Origin of the sequence: Enterococcus sp. AZ188, assembly GCF_050544075.1 — a bacterium.
GTDB lineage: Bacteria > Bacillota > Bacilli > Lactobacillales > Enterococcaceae > Enterococcus_D > Enterococcus_D entomosocium.
On record NZ_CP172943.1, the window covers coordinates 672,501 to 693,340 of the forward strand.

The following is a 20,840-nucleotide window of genomic DNA, read 5'->3' on the forward strand; positions in this document are numbered from 1 at the left end:
GCAAGAAAAGCCCTAAATACAAGAGCACAGTGACTGCAGCATGGAAAAAAGAGCGCATTTCTTTCACCTCGAATCATTGTTCTCCTTATTTTACTGCATAATTGCGGAACCAAGTAAGGACATTCACAAATCTTAAAGGAAGTTTTAGGTCTCTTAAGAGTAGATCTCGTCATTTTTGTAACGCTTCCATTTTTTGTGGTAAAATAAAGAAAAGGAGGCGATTTGGATGTTACGTAATTCTCAAAATGTACTTGTTGCCTTAGATGGGTCGGATCAGTCAGAAAAAGCGTTCCAAGAAGCACTCGCGATTTGTCATAGGAACAAAGCCAAATTGTATGTCCTCTCTGTTATCAACAATGCTGAGTTATCCACAAGTGCCTATGCTTTTGCGAAAATTTTTGATCAAGAAAAATTACGTGTGGAAACGGATATGTTGAAAAAAATCTATGATGCCAATCAACATGGGGTGGAAGATGTTGAGGTGATCGTTGAAGTCGGCGATCCAAAACGTTTTATCATTCATGCAGCGACTGAATTGTATCCAATTGATTTGATCGTTATCGGTGCAACTGGTAAAGGCACATTGACCCGAGCTGTCGTGGGCTCAACCACCGATTATGTCGTCAATCATTCGAAATGTACAGTGCTGGTCGTGAAGTAAAAATTTAAATCATACGGAAAAAATATGTTATTTTTTAAGTTAACACCAGGCATCTCCTTTCAAAAAAATTCAGTTTAGTTGAAAAATCTGCTCTCTTAGCTTTAGGAGAGCGGGTTTTTTGTTGTAAAAAAGAAGTGCCTAAAACGGAGCTGTGAGTAACGATTGAAAACGTCTTTTCGTCGTTCTATCAAAAAAATATTTAGGTAAATTGAACTAGGTTGACCGTTAGAAAAGATAGTTTGTTACACTTTTAATAAGCAAAGGATGTAGGAAAAGTATTGGAGAGAGGGGCTGATAATTTACTGAGTTTCCATGATTCAGCTGGTTGCAAATGTTTATCATTGGAAAGGAGAATGAAATGAAGCATCTAGAAGAAAACTATTTGGTTGTTTTTTCGATTCTTTTGCTGATTATATGGTTAGGCTTGATCCAAGTAAAAGAATATTCCCAAGAAGCAGTTCTGTCGATCATTTACTTTATCAATCTATATACGCTCTTGTTTAAATTTAAAGATGCAGCGAGGATGGTGAAAGCCGTTGTATCTGTCCTACTATTGGGTTTTACGATCTTATTTCTTTTGTATATCGCAGGGAATTAGGGGCAATACGAATGATTAAGTTAAGAAAATATCGCTATATTTGGGGAATTAGACGCACAAAAAAAGACAACGTCCGACAAACGTTGTCCTACCAAAGCCACTTGACGGGCTTGAACCGTCGACCTCATCCTTACCATGGATGCGCTCTACCAACTGAGCTAAAGCGGCGTGTTATTTAACACAAGATATAGAATACCGTAAAGGCGCTGCTTTGTCAATCAGATTTTCGGATATTTCTTGAGAAAAACACTTTGCGGGAAGGGAAGTTTCTAAAAGGGGATTTTCTTGAAAAAAAAGGAACAAAAAATTGATTTTTGCTCTTGCTAAATTATCTGACTATTTGGTATAGTACAGATAGATTCTTCCGGCATAGCTCAGTTGGTAGTAGCGCATGACTGTTAATCATGATGTCGTAGGTTCGAGTCCTACTGCCGGAGTATCAAAAACGACCTTCGTTTCGGAAGGTCGTTTTTTTTTGATTGTGGATAGCCTGGGGATAATGGGTTCCCCAGTTTTTTCTCCAGAATACTTACTCTGCTGAGGAAATCTTCTGTACTAGTTCCTCATATAAGTCCGTCGTTTCGGCGGCTTTTTTATTTGTATAAAAAACGGTTGGGCCATCTTTGGTGGTGACTTTTAAAATAGGTGTCGAGTTTATGTCCACGAACATTCTGGCAGGATCACCGGCAACGGTAAACTTACCGATTTGGTAACTGGCGGTTCCTACACCCATGGTACGAACACGAGGCGATGGCAAAGCTTCGATCAATTCCACCGTTTCTATATCTGCCAAAGAGACCGTTGTTTTCCCGGTCATTGGTGCATCAAAGGTGACTTCTTGTCCTTGCACTTCGCCGGTGATCGCATCAGGAGCGAAATCTAAGCGGTACATTGGAATGATGGTACCGACCATTAACACAAGTAAGAAGACAGCGGTGATGCCTGCGACGATTTGTCCGCTGCGTTTGCCAAGATTGATGCCGATATTCATCCCAACACGGTCAGGAACGAACAGTCGCGCTTCATTAGGATTGATGTAAAAACCATATCGCCAGTAAGCATCTTCACCATAATAGCGCGGTTGTCCTGCTGGTTCTAAGAGCTGATCTTGTTTTTTACGCAGATCTAGCAACAAGAAGAAGGTAAAGACGATCAAGAAAACAACCAAAACAACAAAGAGAAGTAAGAGGATAGTACTGAATGCTCCAGTAGCGGACATGGACGCCAGCGGAACAGTCAACAAGAGCAGTGTAATGGTACAAGTGACAGCGATCAATAAGGACCAATAGCGCTTTGTTAAATCATTGATGTGCTGGTCGATAGCTGAATCACCGCTGATCCCGCGAACGGGTAAGCGGCTGATGATCACCCAGAGATAGATGAAGAGCGCAAAAATTGCTAAGGAGACACCGCCCATCAAGTATCCTGTAGAAAGATCAGGCAAGTGCCATGCTTGGTACAAACTGATCATTAACAAAATCCCCGCTGGAACGAGGCTATACCACGGCAGCATTCGTTTATTTTTGGCTTGAACGAGTTTTGTGTCGATCCGAATCGGATCGATGGGTAGTTCCCATCCATTGGCAAGGATCAATTGCCGCATTTTTCCGATGTAATGCACTTGTACCAAGTAAGCTGTCCCCAACAAAGCGGCCATATAAAGCCAGAATAGGGTAAGGATGATGGAGTCAGATAAATTGAACAAAAAAAGGAGACTTGCTACACTAAATGTACCAACGATTTGTAAGATACGCTTGCGAAATTCTGTGATCAAGCTGTGGACGCTAGGATCATCCAGATGCTCAGGGGCAAGGGTATTTTCGAGTAAAACATTTTTGTGGGGTTTACTGATCAAGCGTAAACCAAAGGCGGTCGTCCCACAGAGGACGAGGGCAATAATGAAAAAAAGATAAGTCATTTGCATTCATTCCTTTCAGGAAATTGGTCCAGCAGTTGTTGAACATCCGTTAAAAGCGCTTGCTTGCTTTTGCCGTGTAAGAGAGCGGTTGCTAGCTGTAGCTGCAAGTTTTGGCGATACTCCGCTTCTTGTCCGGAAGTAAACGGTGGTGGCGCGGCAACGGCGGTTCCTTTGCGGCGATCTGTGACTAACAAGCCTTCTTCTTTGAGGGAATTGTAGGCTTTTGAGATCGTCATGGTATTGATGCCGATCTCTTCGGCTAGTTGACGGACGGATGGCAGCAATTCGCCAGCGGCCAAATCGCCTTTTGCGATACCGACAATGATCTGTTCCTGCAACTGCTGGTAGATGGGTTGGTTGCTTTGGGTTTGAATATCAAATATCATCGAAAACAGCTCCTTTGTATTATATATATTAATACAAACGATACAAAATAGCAACTAGTAATCAAATGAACAAGAATCGTTAGAAAAAAGTAAATAGCTTGTTACAGTTCTGTTTCATGGATCAGGTATCCTTTGACAGATACAACTTAGAGGAGGAACTTTTTATGAGCCAATCGCAAAGAACGGCTTACTTTGATAATGCAAAATTTTTACTGATGATCTTGGTCGTCTTCAGTCACTTACTACAGCCTTTTATCGGCGATCAGAAGTTTTATCATGACCTATATTATTTTATCTTCACTTTCCACATGCCAGCTTTTGTTTTTCTGGCTGGGTACTTTGCCAAACCGTTGACGAAGGGACACAAGCTTCGTGAGCTGATGAAAAAGTTCTTGCTGCCGTATGTCTTCTTTCAGGTGTTTTACACCGTCTATTACTGGTTGATCGGTCTACGGGAGTCGTTAAAAATCCAACTGTTGAATCCGCAATGGGCACTTTGGTTTTTGCTTAGCATGTTCTTTTGGCAGCTCTCGCTGTTAGTCTTTCAAAAAATGTCTAAAAAGCAGGCGATCTTGCTGAGTATCGGCTTGAGTATCTTCGCTGGCTACGTGCCGTTTTTAAATCAAGTGTTGACCTTGCAGCGGACCTTTGTCTTTTTGCCGTTTTTCATCATCGGGTTTTATTTTCCCAAAAATGAGATGCGCTTTTTATTGAAACCAAAGATTCGGACCATCAGTTTGCTTTTCTTACCGATCATCTACACCTTTATCGCGTTTTTTCATGGGATGAACAAGTACATGGTTTTTGGTTCCAAGCCTTATGACGATTACTTGAGCTATCCGTTGTTCGGCGGTCCCTTGCGTGCGGTCTTTTTCGTGATCGGGCTGATGGGGATCATCGGCTTTCTGAGCCTCGTGCCCAGAGAGCACTTGTTTTTTACAAAGTGGGGCAAAAACACTCTGCTGGTTTATCTTTTACAAGGGATCTTCATCAAGGGCTTGCGGGCATTAGCGATCACCGACTTGAATCTATCGGTATTAGGCTTTGTGACGTTGGTGTTAGCCAGTGTTTTACTGACGATCTTGCTAGCCAGTCACCCGATCCGCTTCCTGTATGCACGATTTGAACGAGGACTCTCCTTTGTTTTACTTGGCTTTTTGCTTTTGATGCTCACCCTTTAAATCCTTGATACGAGCAACCGCTCTTAGAAAGATGATCCTTTCATTTTTCTAGGAGCGGTTGTTATTTGAGAGGCAGAGGCGTAAAATGGAAGGAACGGAAAGTGAAAGGATGAAGAAATATGTCAGAAATTTCAAAAAAGACCACCGCTGCCTTTGCGCAAGCGTATCAAGACAACAATAAACAAACGGCACTGCAACGGAGTGTTGTGAAAAATGGGATCACCGCTTCTGCAGAAAACGTGTCAGCAAAAGTCAACAATGTGCCGGTTTTCTCAGTCGATGTGACAACAGGGAAAGTCTCAAACCAAAAACAATCAGGTCGCTGCTGGATGTTTGCCGCATTGAATACATTCCGTCATAAGATGCTGAATGATTTCAATTTAAAAGAATTTGAATTGTCGCAAAACCATACCTTTTTTTGGGACAAATACGAAAAAGCCAACTATTTCTATGAAAATATTTTAGCAACTGCCAACGAGCCTTTGACAAGTCGCAAAGTTGCTTTCTTGTTGCAAACCCCACAACAAGATGGTGGGCAATGGGACATGATCGTTTCGATTTTCCAAAAATATGGTGTCGTGCCAAAAGCGGTCATGCCAGAAAGCAGCAACTCTTCTAATTCTCGTGACCTAAACAATTACTTAAACAAAAAACTGCGTAAAGATGCGGTTGCTTTGCGTCAGCTAGTAGCCGAAGGCAAAACAGCTGAAGACATCCAAACAGCCAAAGAAGCGATGTTGGAAGACATTTATCGTTTCTTAGCGACTTCTTTAGGCACACCGCCAGAAACCTTTGATTTTGAATACCGTGATGAAGACAAAAATTATCACATTGATCGCAACTTAACACCACAAAGCTTTTATGAAAAATATGTTGGTGTTGACCTTGACGATTATGTCAGCATCATCAACGCACCAACTGCCGACAAACCTTACAATCAATCGTATACCGTAGAAATGCTAGGCAACGTGGTTGGTGGCAAAGAAGTCAAATACTTGAACGTCGATATGCCGACCTTCAAAAAATTAGCGATCGCTCAATTGGAACAAGGGGAGTCCGTGTGGTTCGGTTGTGATGTCGGTCAATCTTCTACCAGAGATACTGGGATCATGGCATTAGATGCGTATGATATCAACGACTTATTTGACATCGACTTTACGATGACCAAAGCAGAACGCTTAGATTTTGGCGAAAGCTTAATGACCCATGCGATGGTCTTGACCGGTGTTGACTTGATCGATGGCGAATCAACCAAATGGAAAGTCGAAAACAGCTGGGGGGAAAAAGTCGGAACGAATGGCTTCTTCGTCATGAGCGATGCATGGATGGATGAATACACCTATCAAATCGTGGTTCGCAAAGAATTCCTGACAGCTGAACAATTGGCTGCCTTTGAAGCAGAACCAACGGTCTTAGCACCTTGGGATCCAATGGGGGCTTTGGCGTAAGGCAGCAATTTCTAATGATTGCCTGAATATTTTCTGAAATTTTTCAAAAAGACGAAATGAAAAAATAACGAACCAGTTGCCGCAATCTAACTGTTAGGAAAGCAGAAATCCTAGCAGCATGGGGGTGTGGTAACGGTTCTTTTTTTATTTTCTGAAAAAAAAGCGGTACCATCGCAGAAAACTGGAAACTTATTTATTGTAAGATGAAGCAAACTTCTTTAAAATGGAATAGTCACTAATGATGCCACACGTCTCATTAGAGTGAACTGTTGAAGAATGGTCACTGGGAACCTTTACTTCCTCTGACAGACTTTGTCATGTTTATTGAACAAAAGGAGGATTCAAATGACAAATCTGTTAACTATTATTGTTGTTCTACTTTTTGCTGCCCTTATTTATGGGTTCTATTTATTGCAAAAGCGTCATCTGAAGTTTTCAACGCGGGTCTTTGCGGCGTTGTTCGTCGGGATCGTTTTTGGTGGTGTGCTGCAGCTGATTTTTGGGACAGGCTCTGACGTTGTCACGCAAGCTCTTGACTGGATCACGATGGTCGGTAGTGGCTATGTGGCCCTCTTGCAAATGCTGATCATGCCCTTGATCTTCGTTTCGATCGTTGGTGCTTTCACCAAGATGAAAGAAAGCGAAAAAATCAAGAAGATCAGTTTTACGGTTCTTGCGACTTTGCTAGGGACAACGGCGATCGCTGCCTTGATCGGGATCGTGATGGTCATGGTCTTTGGTCTTGACGGTGCCAGCTTTACCGAAGGGGCAACGGAAACAGCGCGGATCGCAGAATTAGCGGAACGTTCGACACAAGTCCAAGATCTATCGATCCCACAACAAATCGTTTCCTTCATCCCAAGCAATGTCTTCGCCGACTTTGCTGGTACTCGTTCGACAAGTACGATCGGGGTCGTGATTTTCTCAGCCTTTGTTGGGATCGCCTTTCTTGGTGTCAAACGTAAATCACCAAAAGAAGCGGAAACTTTTGCGAATTTGATGGACAGCTTATATAAAATCGTGATGCGTATCGTCACGTTAGTTTTGCGCCTGACACCTTATGGCGTTTTGGCATTGATGACAAACGTATTAGCTTCAAGTGATTTTGAAGCCATCTTGAACTTAGGGAAATTTATCATCGCCTCTTATGCGGCTTTGATTTTGGTCTTACTCGTTCATTCATTATTGCTGATCGCTGTTCGGGTCAATCCAGTGACGTATTTCAAAAAGGCCTTTCCAGTCTTGAGCTTTGCCTTTACTTCTCGTTCAAGTGCGGGTGCCTTGCCATTGAACATTGAAACCCAAACCAAAGCGTTAGGTGTTGATGAAGCCACGGCTAACTTTGCAGGCAGCTTTGGTTTATCGATTGGTCAAAACGGCTGTGCGGGTGTTTATCCAGCGATGTTGGCAACGATCGTTGCACCAACGGTTGGGATCAATGTCTTTGATTGGCAGTTTATCCTGCTGCTAGTTGCAGTTGTTACGATCAGCTCATTCGGTGTTGCCGGTGTCGGCGGTGGCGCAACCTTTGCTTCATTGATTGTCTTAGGCTCAATGAACTTGCCGATCGCCATCGTAGGCTTAGTTATTTCTGTTGAACCATTGATCGATATGGCACGGACACTCGTTAATGTCAGCGACAGTATGGTTGCCGGAATGGTGACCAGCAGCCGTATCAACGAACTGGATCGTTCGATCTTAGATGATTCTGCCGCCGTGATCGAAGCCGAATAGAAACGTTTCGTAACAAGCGAAAGCAAAGAAAGACTGCGTGTGGTCTTTCTTTTTTTTTGTCCGTTAAAGCTCAGCCCATAGAAAAATCTAGGTTTCAGTGCCCTTAATAGCGAAGTTTCTGCTATACTTTTAACTAGAACATCGCGGGAGGGATAAGCAATGACACAATTGATTCAACTAGAACGAGCAGCAAACGTCAGAGAACTTGGCGGCTATCAAACGACAAACGGCACGACGATCAAACGAAAAAAATTGATCCGCAGTGCAGCGATCAATGAATTGACTGCTTCAGATCAAGCAGTACTGGCAAACTATGGGGTCAATCAGGTCATTGATTTTCGCTCCATCGCTGAAGCCAATGCACAACCTGATCGACCGATCGCCACAGCAAAGCAGCTTTTTTTACCTATTTTTAAAGAAGACGAAACGATGGTTTCCTTGTCGCCAGAAAGCTTGAAGCAGCGCTTGGAAGATGGGGAAGATGCCGAAGAGCAGATGAAAAAAGTCTACCGTCACTTTGTTGAAAGCGACTATGCCCGCCAACAATATCGGCAGTTCTTTGATCATGTGATCGCCAATGCGGAAGGCGAAGGAGCAACCTTGTTCCACTGTACCGCCGGCAAAGATCGCACAGGCTTTGGCGCTTTTTTATTGCTACATGTGTTGGCAGTGGCACCAACGACGATCAAAGAAGATTATTTAGCGACCAATCGTTATCTAGCCCCAATGCTAAAAGAAAAATTTGCTCCAATGACCCAGCATTTGCCGCAAGAGCTGTTAACGGCGATCACGGTTTTGATGAGTGCCAAAGAGAGTTTTCTTGATGAAAGTTTAGCTGCGATCGATCAGCATTTCGGTTCGGTCGATCAGTATCTTCTGCAAGGACTAGGGGTGACGAAAGAGGAACAAGCGTTTTTGACTGCCCAACTGACTGAGTAAAGAAAGGGAGATCCGTATGGAGGAAGCATTGTTCGCAGCAATCGGGATGACCGGCTCGCTGACGCCCATCAGTGGTGGGGATGTCAATCAAACGTATCGTTTCACTACAGGAGAAAATCGCTATTTTTTAAAGACCCATCCTCATGTTTCATCGATGTTCTTTCAAGCAGAGATCAACGGCTTAGCTGAATTAGCCCCTTTCGTGCGAGTGCCAAAAATCGAACGTCTCGGTCAGACCGAAGAGGGGGCGTTTTTATTGATGGAATGGATCGATGGTGGGGAAGGACAGCAGCGACGCTTAGGCCAAAGCTTAGCTCGGCTTCATCAGCAGACGCAGGAGTCTTTTGGGTTTTACGAAGACAATTACATCGGCTTTTTGCCGCAAGTCAATCCGAAAACCACCGATTGGCTTGATTTTTACACAGTCTGCCGTTTGGATGTGCAAGTCGAATTAGCGAAGCTAGGTAATCGCTGGCATGCCAAACGGGAAGCCGCTTATCTGCGTTTGAAAGAATTTTTGCATGAGAATTGGCGTGATCGCAGCGTCACACCTGCTTTATTGCACGGTGATTTTTGGCGGGGGAATGTGCTATTCGATCAACAAGGAGAACCAGTGTTTCTTGATCCGGCAGTCGCTTATGGGGATCGAGAAATGGATATTGCGATGTCCCAGCTCTTCGGCGGTTTTCGTCAGGAATTTTTGGAAGGCTATCAAGAAGTCTACCCATTAGATGAGGATTGGCAAGAGCGACTGCCAGTGTATCAATTGTATTATTTATTGGTCCATTTGAATCAATTTGGCGAAAGCTATGGACCCAATGTCGATGAACTATTGAGTCGTTTTTAGGAGGCAATTAGAACTATGGCAGCAAAGTATCAAACCACGCATGAAGTGGCGTATTATGAATGTGATATCAACCAAACGATGACGTTTCCAGCCATGCTAGGCATCGCCATCAAGACATCAGAAGAACAAAGTGCGGCGTTAAACCGCGGACCGGAAGTCATCGCTAGTTATAGCTTGACCTGGATCATTACCAGCTATCACATAACGGTGACTCGTTTGCCGCGCGTAGGGGAGCAGATCCAAGTGGCGACCCAGGCGAGAGAATACAATAAGTTTTTCTGTTACCGTTACTTTTGGTTATTGGCAGAAGACGGAACGGAACTGGTCAAAATCGAGGCGGTTTTTGCGTTGATGGACCCGGAGACGCGCAAAGTCAGCAGTGTACCAGATGAGATCGTGGCGCCTTTTGGCAGTGAAAAAATCAAGCGAATCAAACGCTATCCGAAGATCACCCCTATCACACAAGGACAATTTTTGCCGTATCGGGTGCGTTTCTACGATATCGATAGCAATCAGCATGTCAACAATGCCATGTATTTCAATTGGCTGATGGACGTCTTAGGCTATGAGTTTTTAACAAAACATGAAGTGACACAAGTGACGATCCGCTTTGATCGGGAAGTGGCTTACGGCCATTTGATCGAAAGCCATTTTCAAATCAATGAGAAGACAGTCGATGAAGCCGGCGAGGCTGTGCCGCTGCAAACGATCCACGAGATCAAGATTGGTGAGGATACTTACTGCGAAGCCATCTTTACTTGGCGAGAAAAATAAAACAACCCTTTTGCCTCCATTAGCGGAATGGCAAAAGGGTTTTTGTTTGGTTAATTCTCCATGAAATCAGGCAGTTCATCCATGGTCAACCCACGGTTTTTTGCTATCAGCAATTTGATGCGGGCTTTTTGGCTATTGATGCTATTGCAGAAAATCACCCCAAGAGCCTGCAATTCGATCCCGCCGCCTAAGTAGTCATAGACCGGCTCGGCAACTCCGTTGAAGCAACGAGAAACTAAGACGACTGGAATGTTTCTAGCGATCAGTTTTTTCAAAGGTTCTATGGTTTGCGGCGGCAGATTGCCAGCGCCTAAAGCTTCGATCACTAGTCCATCGATCAGCGAGTCGGCTAAAGCATCGAACAATTCCCCAGTCATCCCCGCATAGGCTTTGACGATCGGAAACAGTCCGTCGACACGATCAACATCCAAATGGCGGTTATTTAACAGCTCTTGCATAAACAAGATTCGGTGCTTTGTGACTAAGCCAATCGGACCTAATGTCGGGGTACGGAACGTCGCAATATTGGTGGTGTGGGTCTTCGTAACATAACGTGCGGAATGGATCTCATCGTTCATCACGACTAAGACGCCTTTTCCTATGGCATCAGGTGATTTCGCCACCCGAATCGCACTTTCAAAGTTATACAGCCCGTCACTGCCAATTTCATTACTTGAGCGCATGGCACCAGTCACCACGATCGGTAATTGACCGCCGATCGTGGTATCTAAAAAGAAGGCTGTTTCTTCCAGCGTATCGGTTCCGTGAGTGATCACGACCCCATCGACACCACTTAAATGCGCCAGCTGGATACGTTGTTTCAGCTGCAGCATCTCTTTTGGCGTCATATGAGGACTGGGAATATTAAAAATATCTTCGACGATCAATTCAACATCGTCGTCAATGTGGATCGGTGCATCCATCAGTGGATTGCTGACATCAGGGCTGACGCCGCCAGTCAGGGTGTCTTCTTTCATGGCGATGGTGCCGCCAGTGTGCAACACGAGAATTCGTTTCATTTTTTCATCACCTGCAATGATTTATTTACTCTTAACTCAAAACTATTGTATACTATTAAAATAAGAAAACAAGGAGCGATGGGAAAAAATGATTCGAATTGGTTGTACCACATTTAGTGAACATGGCAGTCTCGTGCAAAGAAAAAACTCGAAATTATTTGAGTATGCCCGTTATTTTCCGTTAGTTGAGCTGGATACCACCTATCATTTTTTGCCAAAAGAAAAAGACGTGCGCAATTGGTTGACCCAGATTCCCGAAAATTTCCGCTTTGTGTTGAAAGTCCATCAAAGTGTGACCACCCAAGGGGATTTGCCAGATCAGTTGACCATGACTGAAGCGCTGCAGCTTTATAAAGAAGCGATCGCGCCAATGGTAGAAGCGGGCAAACTGTTTTGCCTACTAGCCCAGTTTCCCAACAGCTTTAAATGTACGAAAGAAAATGTCGCCTATTTAGACCAAGTGCGAGAATGGTTTGCGGGCTACCCAGTGGCGATCGAGCTGAGAGACAGCAGCTGGTATCAGCCGAAACTGTATCCGGGAATGATCGATTATATGAAGCGAAAACAGTTTTCCTTAGTAGTTGTTGATCAGCCGAAAAAGCTATCGACTACCATTCCCCTTGATCCAACCGTGACCAATCCCGCGTTTGTCTTGTGCCGTTTTCATGGACGCAACGACAGCGGCTGGACAGCGACGGGACCAGATGCCAAAAATCTGCGAACCTTGTATCGTTATGACCAAGCCGAACTAACGGAGTTAAAACACGCAGTCCAAGCCATCGAAGCCAATGCCAAAGAAGTCGCAGTGGTCTTCAATAATAATGCCGGTCGTGATGCCGCTGACAATGCCCGCGCATTGATCGATGCGCTGCAGATCGATTACGAAGCATTAAATCCTAATCAGCTGAAATTATTTTGAGGAGTCATATGATAAAAGCAATCTTTTTTGATATTGATGGCACACTGATTGCCAGCAACGGCAAGGCGCTTGCCAGTACCCGTGAAGCCATCAAACAAGCCCAAGCCAATGGCGTCCTCTGCGGCATTGCTACCGGACGTGGTCCGGTTGATTTAGAGAAGGTGATCGATTACTTGTCGTTAGACATGTTTATCACCTATAACGGCCAATATGTCTACACGAAGGAAAACTTGATTTATGCCAAACCATTTCCAAAACAAACGTTGGAAGCGATCGTAGACTACGCCGATGAAAATTACCGTCAAGTCATGTTTGGCGGAGAAACCCAGGTGGCTGGTAGCTTGACGATCCGTTTAAGCCAATCACCCGTCATGCAACGCTATTTGCGCTATGTGCCCAAAAAATTTCCCGTCGGTTTTTTAAAGAAAGTTTTGCAGCGCTTCAGTCCCAATCGCAACGCCAAACGCTATGAATCATTGGACATTTTACGAGAACCCATCTATCAGTGTATTATGCTGAGCCCTGAATCAGAGCGCGAAAAATTACGCTCCAAGCTGCCGCAATGTGATTTTAAGCGATCCAATGCCTATTCTGTTGACATCGTGCCGAAAAACGGTTCAAAAATCAAAGGCATCAAAGAGTTTTTGGCCTATGAAGGGATCGCGATGGAAGAAGCGATGGCCTTTGGGGATCATTTTAATGATGTGGAAATGTTAGAAGGCGTGGGAATCGGGGTGGCGATGGGCAATGCCCAGCCTATCACTAAAGCCAGTGCTGACTTTGTGACGGACACCAACGATCATGACGGCATCAAGAAAGCCTTGATCCATTTTGGGATTATTGCCGAGGATGCCCAAGCAAGGTATTGAATAAAAAAATAAACAAGGTGTAGCCAATCCATGAAGCAACGTAGGAGACAGCGTAGAACCATGAAACAGAACCATTAGAAAAAGCAGAAAGAAGCGAGTAAAATGAGTCCATTTGAAATGACGGAAGAGTTTCATAAAACCTTTGATCCAACGCGACCGCCATATCCACAAGCTTTTTCAGCGGAAAAAGCCCAGTTTCGTGCTGGTTTTAAAATTGAAGAATTAGTTGAGTTCCTTTATGCTGCCAGCAACAATGACGAAGAGACCTTCCAATCAGGTCTGGAGCATTTGCATCAAGCAATCGATCAAGCCCAAGCCAAGCTGGCGGCCAAACAACAGCCTGTCAGTGATTCCCTAGTAGAACAAGTCGATGCGCTCTGTGATCTGCTGTATTTTACCTATGGCTCTTTTTCACTGTTAGGGGTCGATCCAGCGCCGATCTTGGCTATCGTTCATGAAGCCAACATGGGGAAACTTTTCCCAGATGGGCAGCCCCATTACGATCCTGAGACCCACAAAGTCATGAAGCCGAGCGATTGGGAAGAACGGTATGCTCCTGAACCGCGAATCAAGGCAGAAATCAAACGCCAATTGGCGCAAAAACAAGCGCAAGCCCAAGAATCGTCAGAATAAAACAGAAACGTGCCAGTTGCCCGTTCCGATTGCTTATCAGCAAAAGGAGTGGTGCAACTGGCACGTTTGGTTTAATCAAAGAAAGTGTAGTAAAGGGTTCTGACAGCGGCTTTTTCTTGTTCTTTGTGGATGCCGAACATGATGCTGACCTCAGAGGACCCTTGGTTGATCATCTCTAAGTTGATATTTTTCCGCGCAAGGGCAGCGGTACTGTCGGCAGTGATTCCGACTCTTTGACGCATTCCTTCACCAACGACGACGACCATGGAGAGATCGTGGGTCATTCGCAGTTCATCGGGATCGATCTCGTAGGCGATCTTGCGTAGCAGTTCTTCTTCCAATACTGGATTCAACTGGTTGGAGCGCATAATGATCGAGATATCATCGATTCCTGAAGGCATGTGTTCATAATTTAAATCAAAATCACGAAAAATCTCTAAGACTCGTAGCGTGAACCCAACTTCACGGTTCATCAAGTATTTGCGGATATAGATCATACAAAAGCCTTCGTCACTGGCAACGCCGATCACCGGCTGATCCAAGTTGTCTCTTTGGTTGGTGATCAAGGTACCGGGATGACTTGGGTTATTGGTGTTTTTGATCACCACGGGAATTTTTGCATGGTATGAAGGCATCAACGCCTCATCGTGCAACACAGTAAAGCCGGCATAAGACAGCTCCCGCATTTCTCGGTAAGTCACTTCTTTGATGGACTCTGGATGATGAACGTAGCCTGGATGAGCAGAAAAAATCCCATCGACATCGGTAAAGTTTTCGTACAATTCTACTTGCAGACCAGCCGCCACGATGGCACCAGAAATATCTGATCCCCCTCGAGAGAAGGTACAAATCTCGCCGGCTTCTGTGTAACCAAAGAAGCCAGGAATCACTAAGATTTCAGAACTATCGCGCCATTGTGCGATCTTGGCGTACGACTTGTTCAAGATACGGGCGTTTTGGGGTTCATCCGTCACTAGCAACCCAAGTTCTTGCGGATTCATGTAGCGAGCAGCTAACCCACGACTTTGTAAAATCCCTGCGATCAATTTGGCATTGTTGTCTTCGCCGCTTGCCAAGACCGTATCATAGAGATGCGGATTGTCTTGGGTAGGCAGCGTTTGAAAAGCCGCCAATGATTGCCAGATGCGATCTAAATGGACTTGTTCGATATTAAAAGGGGCGGCGATCGCGGTATAGCGGGCATAGATTTCTTCGATTAAATCAGTAATTTCTTCTTGAGCACACAGACGGGTACAGACTGCTAGTAACAGATCGGTGACTTTCTGATCGTCACTGGAACGCTTACCAGGCGCTGAAACAACGACAAACCGTCTTTTAGGATCACTTTCAATTATCGCAACAACTTTTTCGACTTGTTCGGCTGAGGCAAGGGAACTGCCTCCGAATTTCGCTACTTTCATTTGACATTACTCCTGTTCAAGCTTTTTACTAGAGTACAGTTTCAATAGGGAGAAATCAAGCGGTTTCTTGAAAAAAATCGGAAAAATCAGAAAAAAAGTCACTTGTTGATGTAAATTTCACGATTTGTTTTCATTATCGATGGAAAAGCCGTGAATGATTTTATTCAATGCGAAAAAAGTCGATCTTTTTTGCCTCAATCTAATGCTTGATTTTTTTCTTTATGCTATAATCTAGCGTAGATGCTTTTTTATAAAGGGACTGTCTGTCCTTTTTATGCTCAATGAACTTATCAATCAATCTGCTGATCAGCAGGTTTTAGACGAAACATGTATATTTGAAAATTGGAGGAACCACAAAATGGGAACTAATATCATCTTTGGAATTGTCATTGCCATCATTATCATCGCAGCGGTCTTGTATGCAATTGGCTTTTTCATGCGGAAGAAAAACCAAGAAAAGCTAAATGACTTGGAAAAACGCAAAGAAAATCTGTTTGACTTACCGGTGATCGAAGAAGTCGATGAAGTAAAAAGAATGCACTTGGTTGGTCAAAGTCAAAATACCTTCCGTGAGTGGAACCAACAATGGACAGATATCTCCACAAAATCTTTTGCTGAACTTGAGAGTCAAATCTTTGAAGTGGAAGAACTAAACGAACGCATCCGCTTTTTCAAAGCAAAAGGGGCGATCGTCCAAGCCGAAGCGACCATGGATGAGATGGAACGTCAAGTAGAAGAGATTCGCGCCGGCTTGAAAGAATTACGAGAAAGTGAAGAACGAAATTCACTAGAAGTCCAAAAAGCGTTGGACGTTTACGAAGACTTGAAGAAGAAGCTACGGGATCAAGGGGAAGAATTCGGTCCTGCTTACAATGAGCTGCAAAAACAAATCAAAAACATTGAAATTGAGTTCACCCAATTTGTTACCTTAAATACTTCAGGCGATCCTGTGGAAGCACGGGAAGTGTTAGACCAAGCGGAAAAACACACCTATGAAGTGGAAGACTTAATGAAACGGATCCCAGCGGCCTACGAAGAATTAAACCGCACCTTCCCAGATCAGTTGAAAGAAATCCAAGATGGCTACAAAAAATTATTAGAACAAAAATATGTGTTCCCAGAAGCAAACTTCCAAGAAGAAATCAACCGTGTGAAAAAACGAGTTGAAAACTCCATGAACGATCTAGCGAAAACAGAAGTCGCTTCCGTTGAAGTGGCAAGTCGTGATACTGCAAGTGATATCGATGCCTTGTATACGGTGATGGAACGTGAGATCAACGCCAAGAAATATGTCATGAAAAATCGCCAAATCATTGAAGACTATATTGACCACGCAACGAAGAACAACCGTCAATTGTTGATCGAGTTGGATCATACGGCACAAAGCTACACATTGAATCATAATGAATTAGGTCGCGTCCGTGGTTTCCAAACGGAAGTCGACGAATTGGCTCGTCGCAACAACGAGTACCTACCACAATTAGAAAAGCACGAAATTCCTTATTCAGAAGTGCAAAGCTTCTACAAAGATGCCTACAAGATTTTGGATGATGTGGAAAGCCAGCAAGTCGAAATCGATGATTCCCTTGCGGAATTACGTCGTGGCGAAAAAGTTGCGCAAGAAAAAGTGGAAAGCTTCGAATTCCGTCTACGCAACTTGAAGCGGTTTGTTGAGAAGCAACGCTTACCTGGTTTGCCAGGCGAGTATTTAGAATTCTTCTTCGTGGCAACAGATCGGGTGGAAGAATTAGGCAAAGAATTGAACAAGATTCGCATCAACATGCAAGAAATCAATAAATTGGTTTCTGTCTGTGAAGAAGATCTTGATCTTTTAGATGAACAAACGAAAGACTTAGTGGATGCTGCGGCATTGACTGAGCAAATGATGCAATATGCCAACCGCTATCGTCATTCTCATCCAGATATCAAGGCAGCGATCGACAAATCACTTTACTTGTTCAGTAAAGAATATCGCTATCAAGATGCGCTAGATGAAATCGGCACAGCGTTGGAACGAGTAGAACCAGGTGCCTTCAAACGGATCGAAAACTTCTACTTCAATAACCGCGACTTAGTATAATACGAAAGCCAGCAGTGAAAAACTGACTGGCTTTTTTCATGGAAAGAATGGCTCGTTGCATGAGTACCGCTTACGAAGGAAGGAAAAGTTTCCTTTAAATAAGGGCAAAGCCAGCGAGTCACCTTGAAACTCAGCCCAAGAGCAGTTATAATGGGAAAGAATTTTTTTAGAGAAAGGGTCCTATCATTGATCTATTTTGACAACAGTGCAACAACCGCTATTTATCCACAAGCTTTAAATACATATGTCCAAGTCAGTCAGCGAATCATCGGCAATCCCTCAAGCCTGCATGATTTAGGAAATCAAGCCAATCGCCTGCTGCAGCAATCACGTCAGCAGATCGCCGATCTGTTAAACGTTTCTTCCAAAGAGATCGCATTTACCAGTGGGGGAACTGAAGGAGACAACTGGGTCATCAAAGGGACTGCTATAGCGAAAAAAGCCTATGGAAATCACCTGATTATTTCCAGTATTGAACACCATGCCGTCAGTGAAACAGCGGCTCAATTGGCCGAGTTAGGGTTTGAAGTCAGTGTTGTGCCTGTCGATGCCCAAGGCTTTGTCAACGTGTCAGAATTAGCAAAGTTAATTCGCAAAGAAACGATTTTGGTTTCGGTGATGGCGGTCAATAATGAGGTAGGATCGATCCAACCGATCCATGAGATTGCAACCGTGTTAGCGGACTACCCAACGATCCATTTCCATGTAGATGCCGTCCAAGCCATCACAAAGGTCCCGCAAGAGCAATGGTTCAATGAGCGAGTCGATTTTGCCGTGTTCTCTGCACATAAATTTCACGGACCTCGTGGCGCCGGCTTTATCTATTGGAAACAAGGCCGTAAGTTGGCGCCATTGATGACTGGCGGTGGGCAAGAGCAAAATCAACGCAGCGGTACCGAAAATGTACCAGCAATCGTTGCTATGGCAAAAGCCCTACGTTTAGCGACCGAGCAAAAGGCTGAAAAGCCGAACCATGTTCAATTATTAAAAGGCTATTTGCAAGAAGCACTGGCTGGGTACGAGAAAGTCACGCTTTTTTCTGGCACTGAAGGGTTTGCGCCACATATACTTTGTTTTTCATTAAAAGGGATCCGAGGAGAAGTCTTAGTCCATGCCTTTGAAGAAAAGCAGATCTATCTTTCGACGACAAGTGCTTGTTCCTCACGTAAAAAGATGGCCAGCAGTACGCTTCATGCGATGCACGTTCCGGAACAGTTAGCGACATCGGCTGTTCGTATCAGTTTAGATGAGAGTAATACGATGGCTGAAGTCGAACAGTTTCTGATCGTCTTCCACCAGTTGTACCAAAAATTTTCGAAAATCAATTAAGCACGACAGACCACTATAAAATCAATCCAAATCAAAGGAGTTTTCTCGTGAATTATTCAGAAATCATGGTTCGTTACGGCGAACTGTCAACAAAGGGCAAAAATCGTCGTAGTTTTATTATGCAATTAGCTTCAAACGTCAAACGTACCTTAGCAGATTATCCCCATGTCAAAGTTCATGCCGAGCGAGATCGCATGCACTTGCTATTGAACGGTGAAAACAGCCAAGAGATCATTCCTAAGCTGCAAAAAGTCTTTGGTATTCAAAACTTTTCCCCTAGTATTCGGGTTGAAAAAGACATTGAGGTATTAAAGAAAGCCGTTCAAGACGTCATGGCAGAGATCTATACGGGCGTTGAGACCTTTAAAATCACAGCCAAACGCAGTGATCACTCGTTTGTGCAAGATAGCAACCAGTTGAATTTGACCTTAGGTAATGCGGTGATCGACCGTTTTCCTGATATCAAGGTCCAAATGAAAAAACCAGATATCAATTTGCGGGTAGAAATACGGATCGATGGCGCTTATTTGTCCTATGAAACGATCCAAGGAGCAGCCGGCTTACCCGTTGGCACCAGCGGTAAGGGAATGTTGATGCTTTCTGGCGGTATCGATTCGCCCGTTGCAGGCTACTTTGCTATGAAACGCGGCGTTGAGATCGAAGCGGTCCATTTCGCAAGTCCTCCTTATACGAGTGAACAAGCATTACAAAAAGCCAAAGATTTAACGAAGAAGCTTGCGCCTTATGTAGGAAGCATTCAATTTATCGAAGTTCCGTTTACGGAAATCCAAGAAGAAATCAAAAACCGCGTACCGCAAGGTTATTGGATGACCATCACTCGTCGGATGATGCTGCGTTTGACAGATGCGATTCGTGAGGCTCGTCACGGTTTGATCATCTTAAATGGTGAATCATTAGGACAAGTCGCTTCACAAACTTTGCATAGCATGGTCGCCATCAATGAAGTAACCAATACGCCGATCGTGCGCCCAGTGGCAACGATGGACAAATTGGAGATCATTGAAGTTGCCGAAGCCATTGATACCTTTGAATTGTCGGTTCAGCCCTTTGAGGATTGCTGCACAATCTTTGCGCCTCCTCAACCAAAGACGCGCCCAAGACTGGATAAAGTACATCAATATGAAGAGCGTCTCGATATCGAAGGGATGATGGAACGGGCGATGGCTGGGTTGAAACTGGAAGTAATCACGGCAAATCAAGAAAAAGCAGCAACTGAATTCGCTGAATTCTTATAATAATCTCTCTTTTTTAAACTACGACCACAACTGTTATGGAACATTTGTGGTCGTTTTTCATCGTGTGAGAGAGTTTGTGAATATTTTCTTGCTATTGAAAATGGAACATGCTACACTCAATATGTGAATCATTTAACAAGGAGGGTGGACAGGATGGAAGCATTAAGAGATAAAAAACTTCCGAAAGCAACGGCAAAACGTTTGCCAGCTTATTTACGACACTTAAAATTACTGGATGCCTCAGGTATTCAGCGAATCAAATCAAAAGAGTTTGCAGAAATCACGCAAGTTCCTTCAGCCACGATCCGCCGGGATTTTTCTCATCTAGGAGAATTGGGTAGAAGTGGCTATGGCTATGATGTTCCTTATTTGATTGAGGTTTTGAGCTATATTTTAGAAACCAATGAGGAGAAAAAAATCGCCTTGATTGGTTATGGAAATTTAGGAAAAGCGTTAGCTAACAACAATTTTCGCAGAAATGAAAATCTTTCCGTCATCGCGGTTTTTGACAATGATCCAGAAATGATTGGCCAGACCATTAGTGGACGTTATGTCTATGGAATGGACCAATTGGCGGAAGTCGTAGCGGAAAAAGGGATCACCGTAGCGATTTCGACTGTTCCTAGCCGCTATTCACAAATGGCGATCGATGCGATCGTGGATGCTGGGATCACAGCAATCCTGAATTTTGCCCCTGATCCCGTCATCGTGCCAAAAGATGTCAATATCCAATACATTGATTTGACGACAGAATTGCAAACCTTGATCTTTTTTGATACGACCTACTCGCAAAAATCGAAAGTCTGAGCAAATCCTTTTCGTTTTTTG

General features: G+C 43.9%; 19 protein-coding genes and 2 tRNA genes. 16 read left to right on the top strand and 5 right to left on the bottom strand.

Translation table 11 applies throughout. From position 1 onward, the window contains the following. The first annotated feature begins 226 nt into the window (after positions 1-226). Complete coding sequence (locus IGI86_RS03075) at positions 227-661, top strand: universal stress protein (RefSeq protein ID WP_140966225.1); 435 nt, start codon at positions 227-229, stop codon at positions 659-661. A gap of 358 nt (positions 662-1,019) precedes the next feature. Further along, a complete protein-coding gene (locus IGI86_RS03080; protein WP_077454047.1) occupies positions 1,020-1,259 on the top strand; it encodes a hypothetical protein in 240 nt (79 codons plus the stop codon). A gap of 95 nt (positions 1,260-1,354) precedes the next feature. Here IGI86_RS03080 and IGI86_RS03085 read toward each other — a convergent pair. Continuing rightward, positions 1,355-1,427: transfer RNA gene (locus IGI86_RS03085), tRNA-Thr, on the bottom strand. A 195-nt stretch (positions 1,428-1,622) separates the two neighbouring features. On the opposite strand from IGI86_RS03085, the gene IGI86_RS03090 reads away from it, so the two are divergent. Then, a tRNA-Asn gene (locus IGI86_RS03090) sits at positions 1,623-1,696 on the top strand. Positions 1,697-1,788: 92 nt separating this feature from the next. On the opposite strand, the gene IGI86_RS03095 is transcribed toward IGI86_RS03090, so the two are convergent. Both IGI86_RS03095 and IGI86_RS03100 read right to left on the bottom strand, forming a co-directional pair. After that, the gene (locus IGI86_RS03095) at positions 1,789-3,177 is read right to left on the bottom strand and encodes a hypothetical protein (protein WP_413132751.1); all 1,389 of its coding nucleotides are present in this window, start codon (positions 3,175-3,177) and stop codon (positions 1,789-1,791) included. After that, positions 3,174-3,563 (bottom strand): GntR family transcriptional regulator, encoded by a 390-nt coding sequence (locus tag IGI86_RS03100; RefSeq protein ID WP_269924338.1) that lies wholly within the window; start codon positions 3,561-3,563, stop codon positions 3,174-3,176. Before IGI86_RS03100 ends, IGI86_RS03095 begins: the two co-directional genes overlap by 4 nt. A gap of 164 nt (positions 3,564-3,727) precedes the next feature. Here IGI86_RS03100 and IGI86_RS03105 point away from each other — a divergent pair, with 164 nt between their 5' ends. The 6 genes from IGI86_RS03105 (at position 3,728) to IGI86_RS03130 (ending at position 10,486) form a co-directional block, all read left to right on the top strand. Further along, a complete protein-coding gene (locus IGI86_RS03105; protein WP_269924339.1) occupies positions 3,728-4,744 on the top strand; it encodes an acyltransferase family protein in 1,017 nt (338 codons plus the stop codon). 119 nt (positions 4,745-4,863) lie between these two features. Beyond that, positions 4,864-6,192: an aminopeptidase C gene (locus IGI86_RS03110; protein WP_142962927.1), complete on the top strand. Its 1,329-nt coding sequence runs from the start codon at positions 4,864-4,866 to the stop codon at positions 6,190-6,192. A gap of 345 nt (positions 6,193-6,537) precedes the next feature. After that, complete coding sequence (locus IGI86_RS03115) at positions 6,538-7,926, top strand: L-cystine transporter (RefSeq protein ID WP_008377011.1); 1,389 nt, start codon at positions 6,538-6,540, stop codon at positions 7,924-7,926. A gap of 159 nt (positions 7,927-8,085) precedes the next feature. Beyond that, positions 8,086-8,865, top strand: coding sequence for a tyrosine-protein phosphatase (locus tag IGI86_RS03120; RefSeq protein WP_195266107.1), 780 nt, complete (start codon positions 8,086-8,088; stop codon positions 8,863-8,865). A 16-nt stretch (positions 8,866-8,881) separates the two neighbouring features. Continuing rightward, positions 8,882-9,712 carry a fructosamine kinase family protein gene (locus IGI86_RS03125; RefSeq protein WP_140966230.1) on the top strand — a complete coding sequence of 277 codons (831 nt, stop codon included), beginning with the start codon at positions 8,882-8,884 and terminating at the stop codon, positions 9,710-9,712. 15 nt (positions 9,713-9,727) lie between these two features. Beyond that, a complete protein-coding gene (locus tag IGI86_RS03130) occupies positions 9,728-10,486 on the top strand; it encodes an acyl-ACP thioesterase domain-containing protein (protein WP_195266105.1) in 759 nt (252 codons plus the stop codon). A 50-nt stretch (positions 10,487-10,536) separates the two neighbouring features. Here the strand turns inward: IGI86_RS03130 and IGI86_RS03135 are convergent, their stop codons facing one another. Then, complete coding sequence (locus tag IGI86_RS03135) at positions 10,537-11,505, bottom strand: asparaginase (RefSeq protein ID WP_086293338.1); 969 nt, start codon at positions 11,503-11,505, stop codon at positions 10,537-10,539. An 88-nt stretch (positions 11,506-11,593) separates the two neighbouring features. Here IGI86_RS03135 and IGI86_RS03140 point away from each other — a divergent pair, with 88 nt between their 5' ends. The 3 genes from IGI86_RS03140 to IGI86_RS03150 all read left to right on the top strand — a co-directional run bounded on the left by IGI86_RS03140 (position 11,594) and on the right by IGI86_RS03150 (position 13,926). Continuing rightward, a complete protein-coding gene (locus IGI86_RS03140; RefSeq protein WP_016610430.1) occupies positions 11,594-12,424 on the top strand; it encodes a DUF72 domain-containing protein in 831 nt (276 codons plus the stop codon). Positions 12,425-12,432: 8 nt separating this feature from the next. Then, entirely contained in the window at positions 12,433-13,293 is an 861-nt protein-coding gene (locus IGI86_RS03145; RefSeq protein ID WP_413132748.1) for a Cof-type HAD-IIB family hydrolase, read from the top strand. A 102-nt stretch (positions 13,294-13,395) separates the two neighbouring features. Next, positions 13,396-13,926 (top strand): HAD family hydrolase, encoded by a 531-nt coding sequence (locus tag IGI86_RS03150; protein WP_140966288.1) that lies wholly within the window; start codon positions 13,396-13,398, stop codon positions 13,924-13,926. Positions 13,927-13,997: 71 nt separating this feature from the next. Here IGI86_RS03150 and IGI86_RS03155 read toward each other — a convergent pair whose 3' ends face one another. Continuing rightward, positions 13,998-15,347, bottom strand: a complete 1,350-nt coding sequence (locus IGI86_RS03155; RefSeq protein WP_086293332.1) for an aspartate kinase — start codon at positions 15,345-15,347, stop codon at positions 13,998-14,000. A 358-nt stretch (positions 15,348-15,705) separates the two neighbouring features. Here IGI86_RS03155 and ezrA point away from each other — a divergent pair, with 358 nt between their 5' ends. From ezrA to IGI86_RS03175, 4 genes are all read left to right on the top strand, one after another. Beyond that, positions 15,706-17,427, top strand: coding sequence for a septation ring formation regulator EzrA (gene ezrA, locus IGI86_RS03160; protein WP_016611694.1), 1,722 nt, complete (start codon positions 15,706-15,708; stop codon positions 17,425-17,427). Between the two features lie 186 nt (positions 17,428-17,613). After that, the gene (locus IGI86_RS03165) at positions 17,614-18,756 is read left to right on the top strand and encodes a cysteine desulfurase family protein (RefSeq protein ID WP_430617940.1); all 1,143 of its coding nucleotides are present in this window, start codon (positions 17,614-17,616) and stop codon (positions 18,754-18,756) included. Between the two features lie 47 nt (positions 18,757-18,803). Next, a complete protein-coding gene (thiI, locus tag IGI86_RS03170) occupies positions 18,804-20,012 on the top strand; it encodes a tRNA uracil 4-sulfurtransferase ThiI (protein ID WP_042890128.1) in 1,209 nt (402 codons plus the stop codon). Positions 20,013-20,165: 153 nt separating this feature from the next. Further along, positions 20,166-20,819, top strand: coding sequence for a redox-sensing transcriptional repressor Rex (locus IGI86_RS03175; protein ID WP_005237525.1), 654 nt, complete (start codon positions 20,166-20,168; stop codon positions 20,817-20,819). Positions 20,820-20,840: the final 21 nt, after the last annotated feature.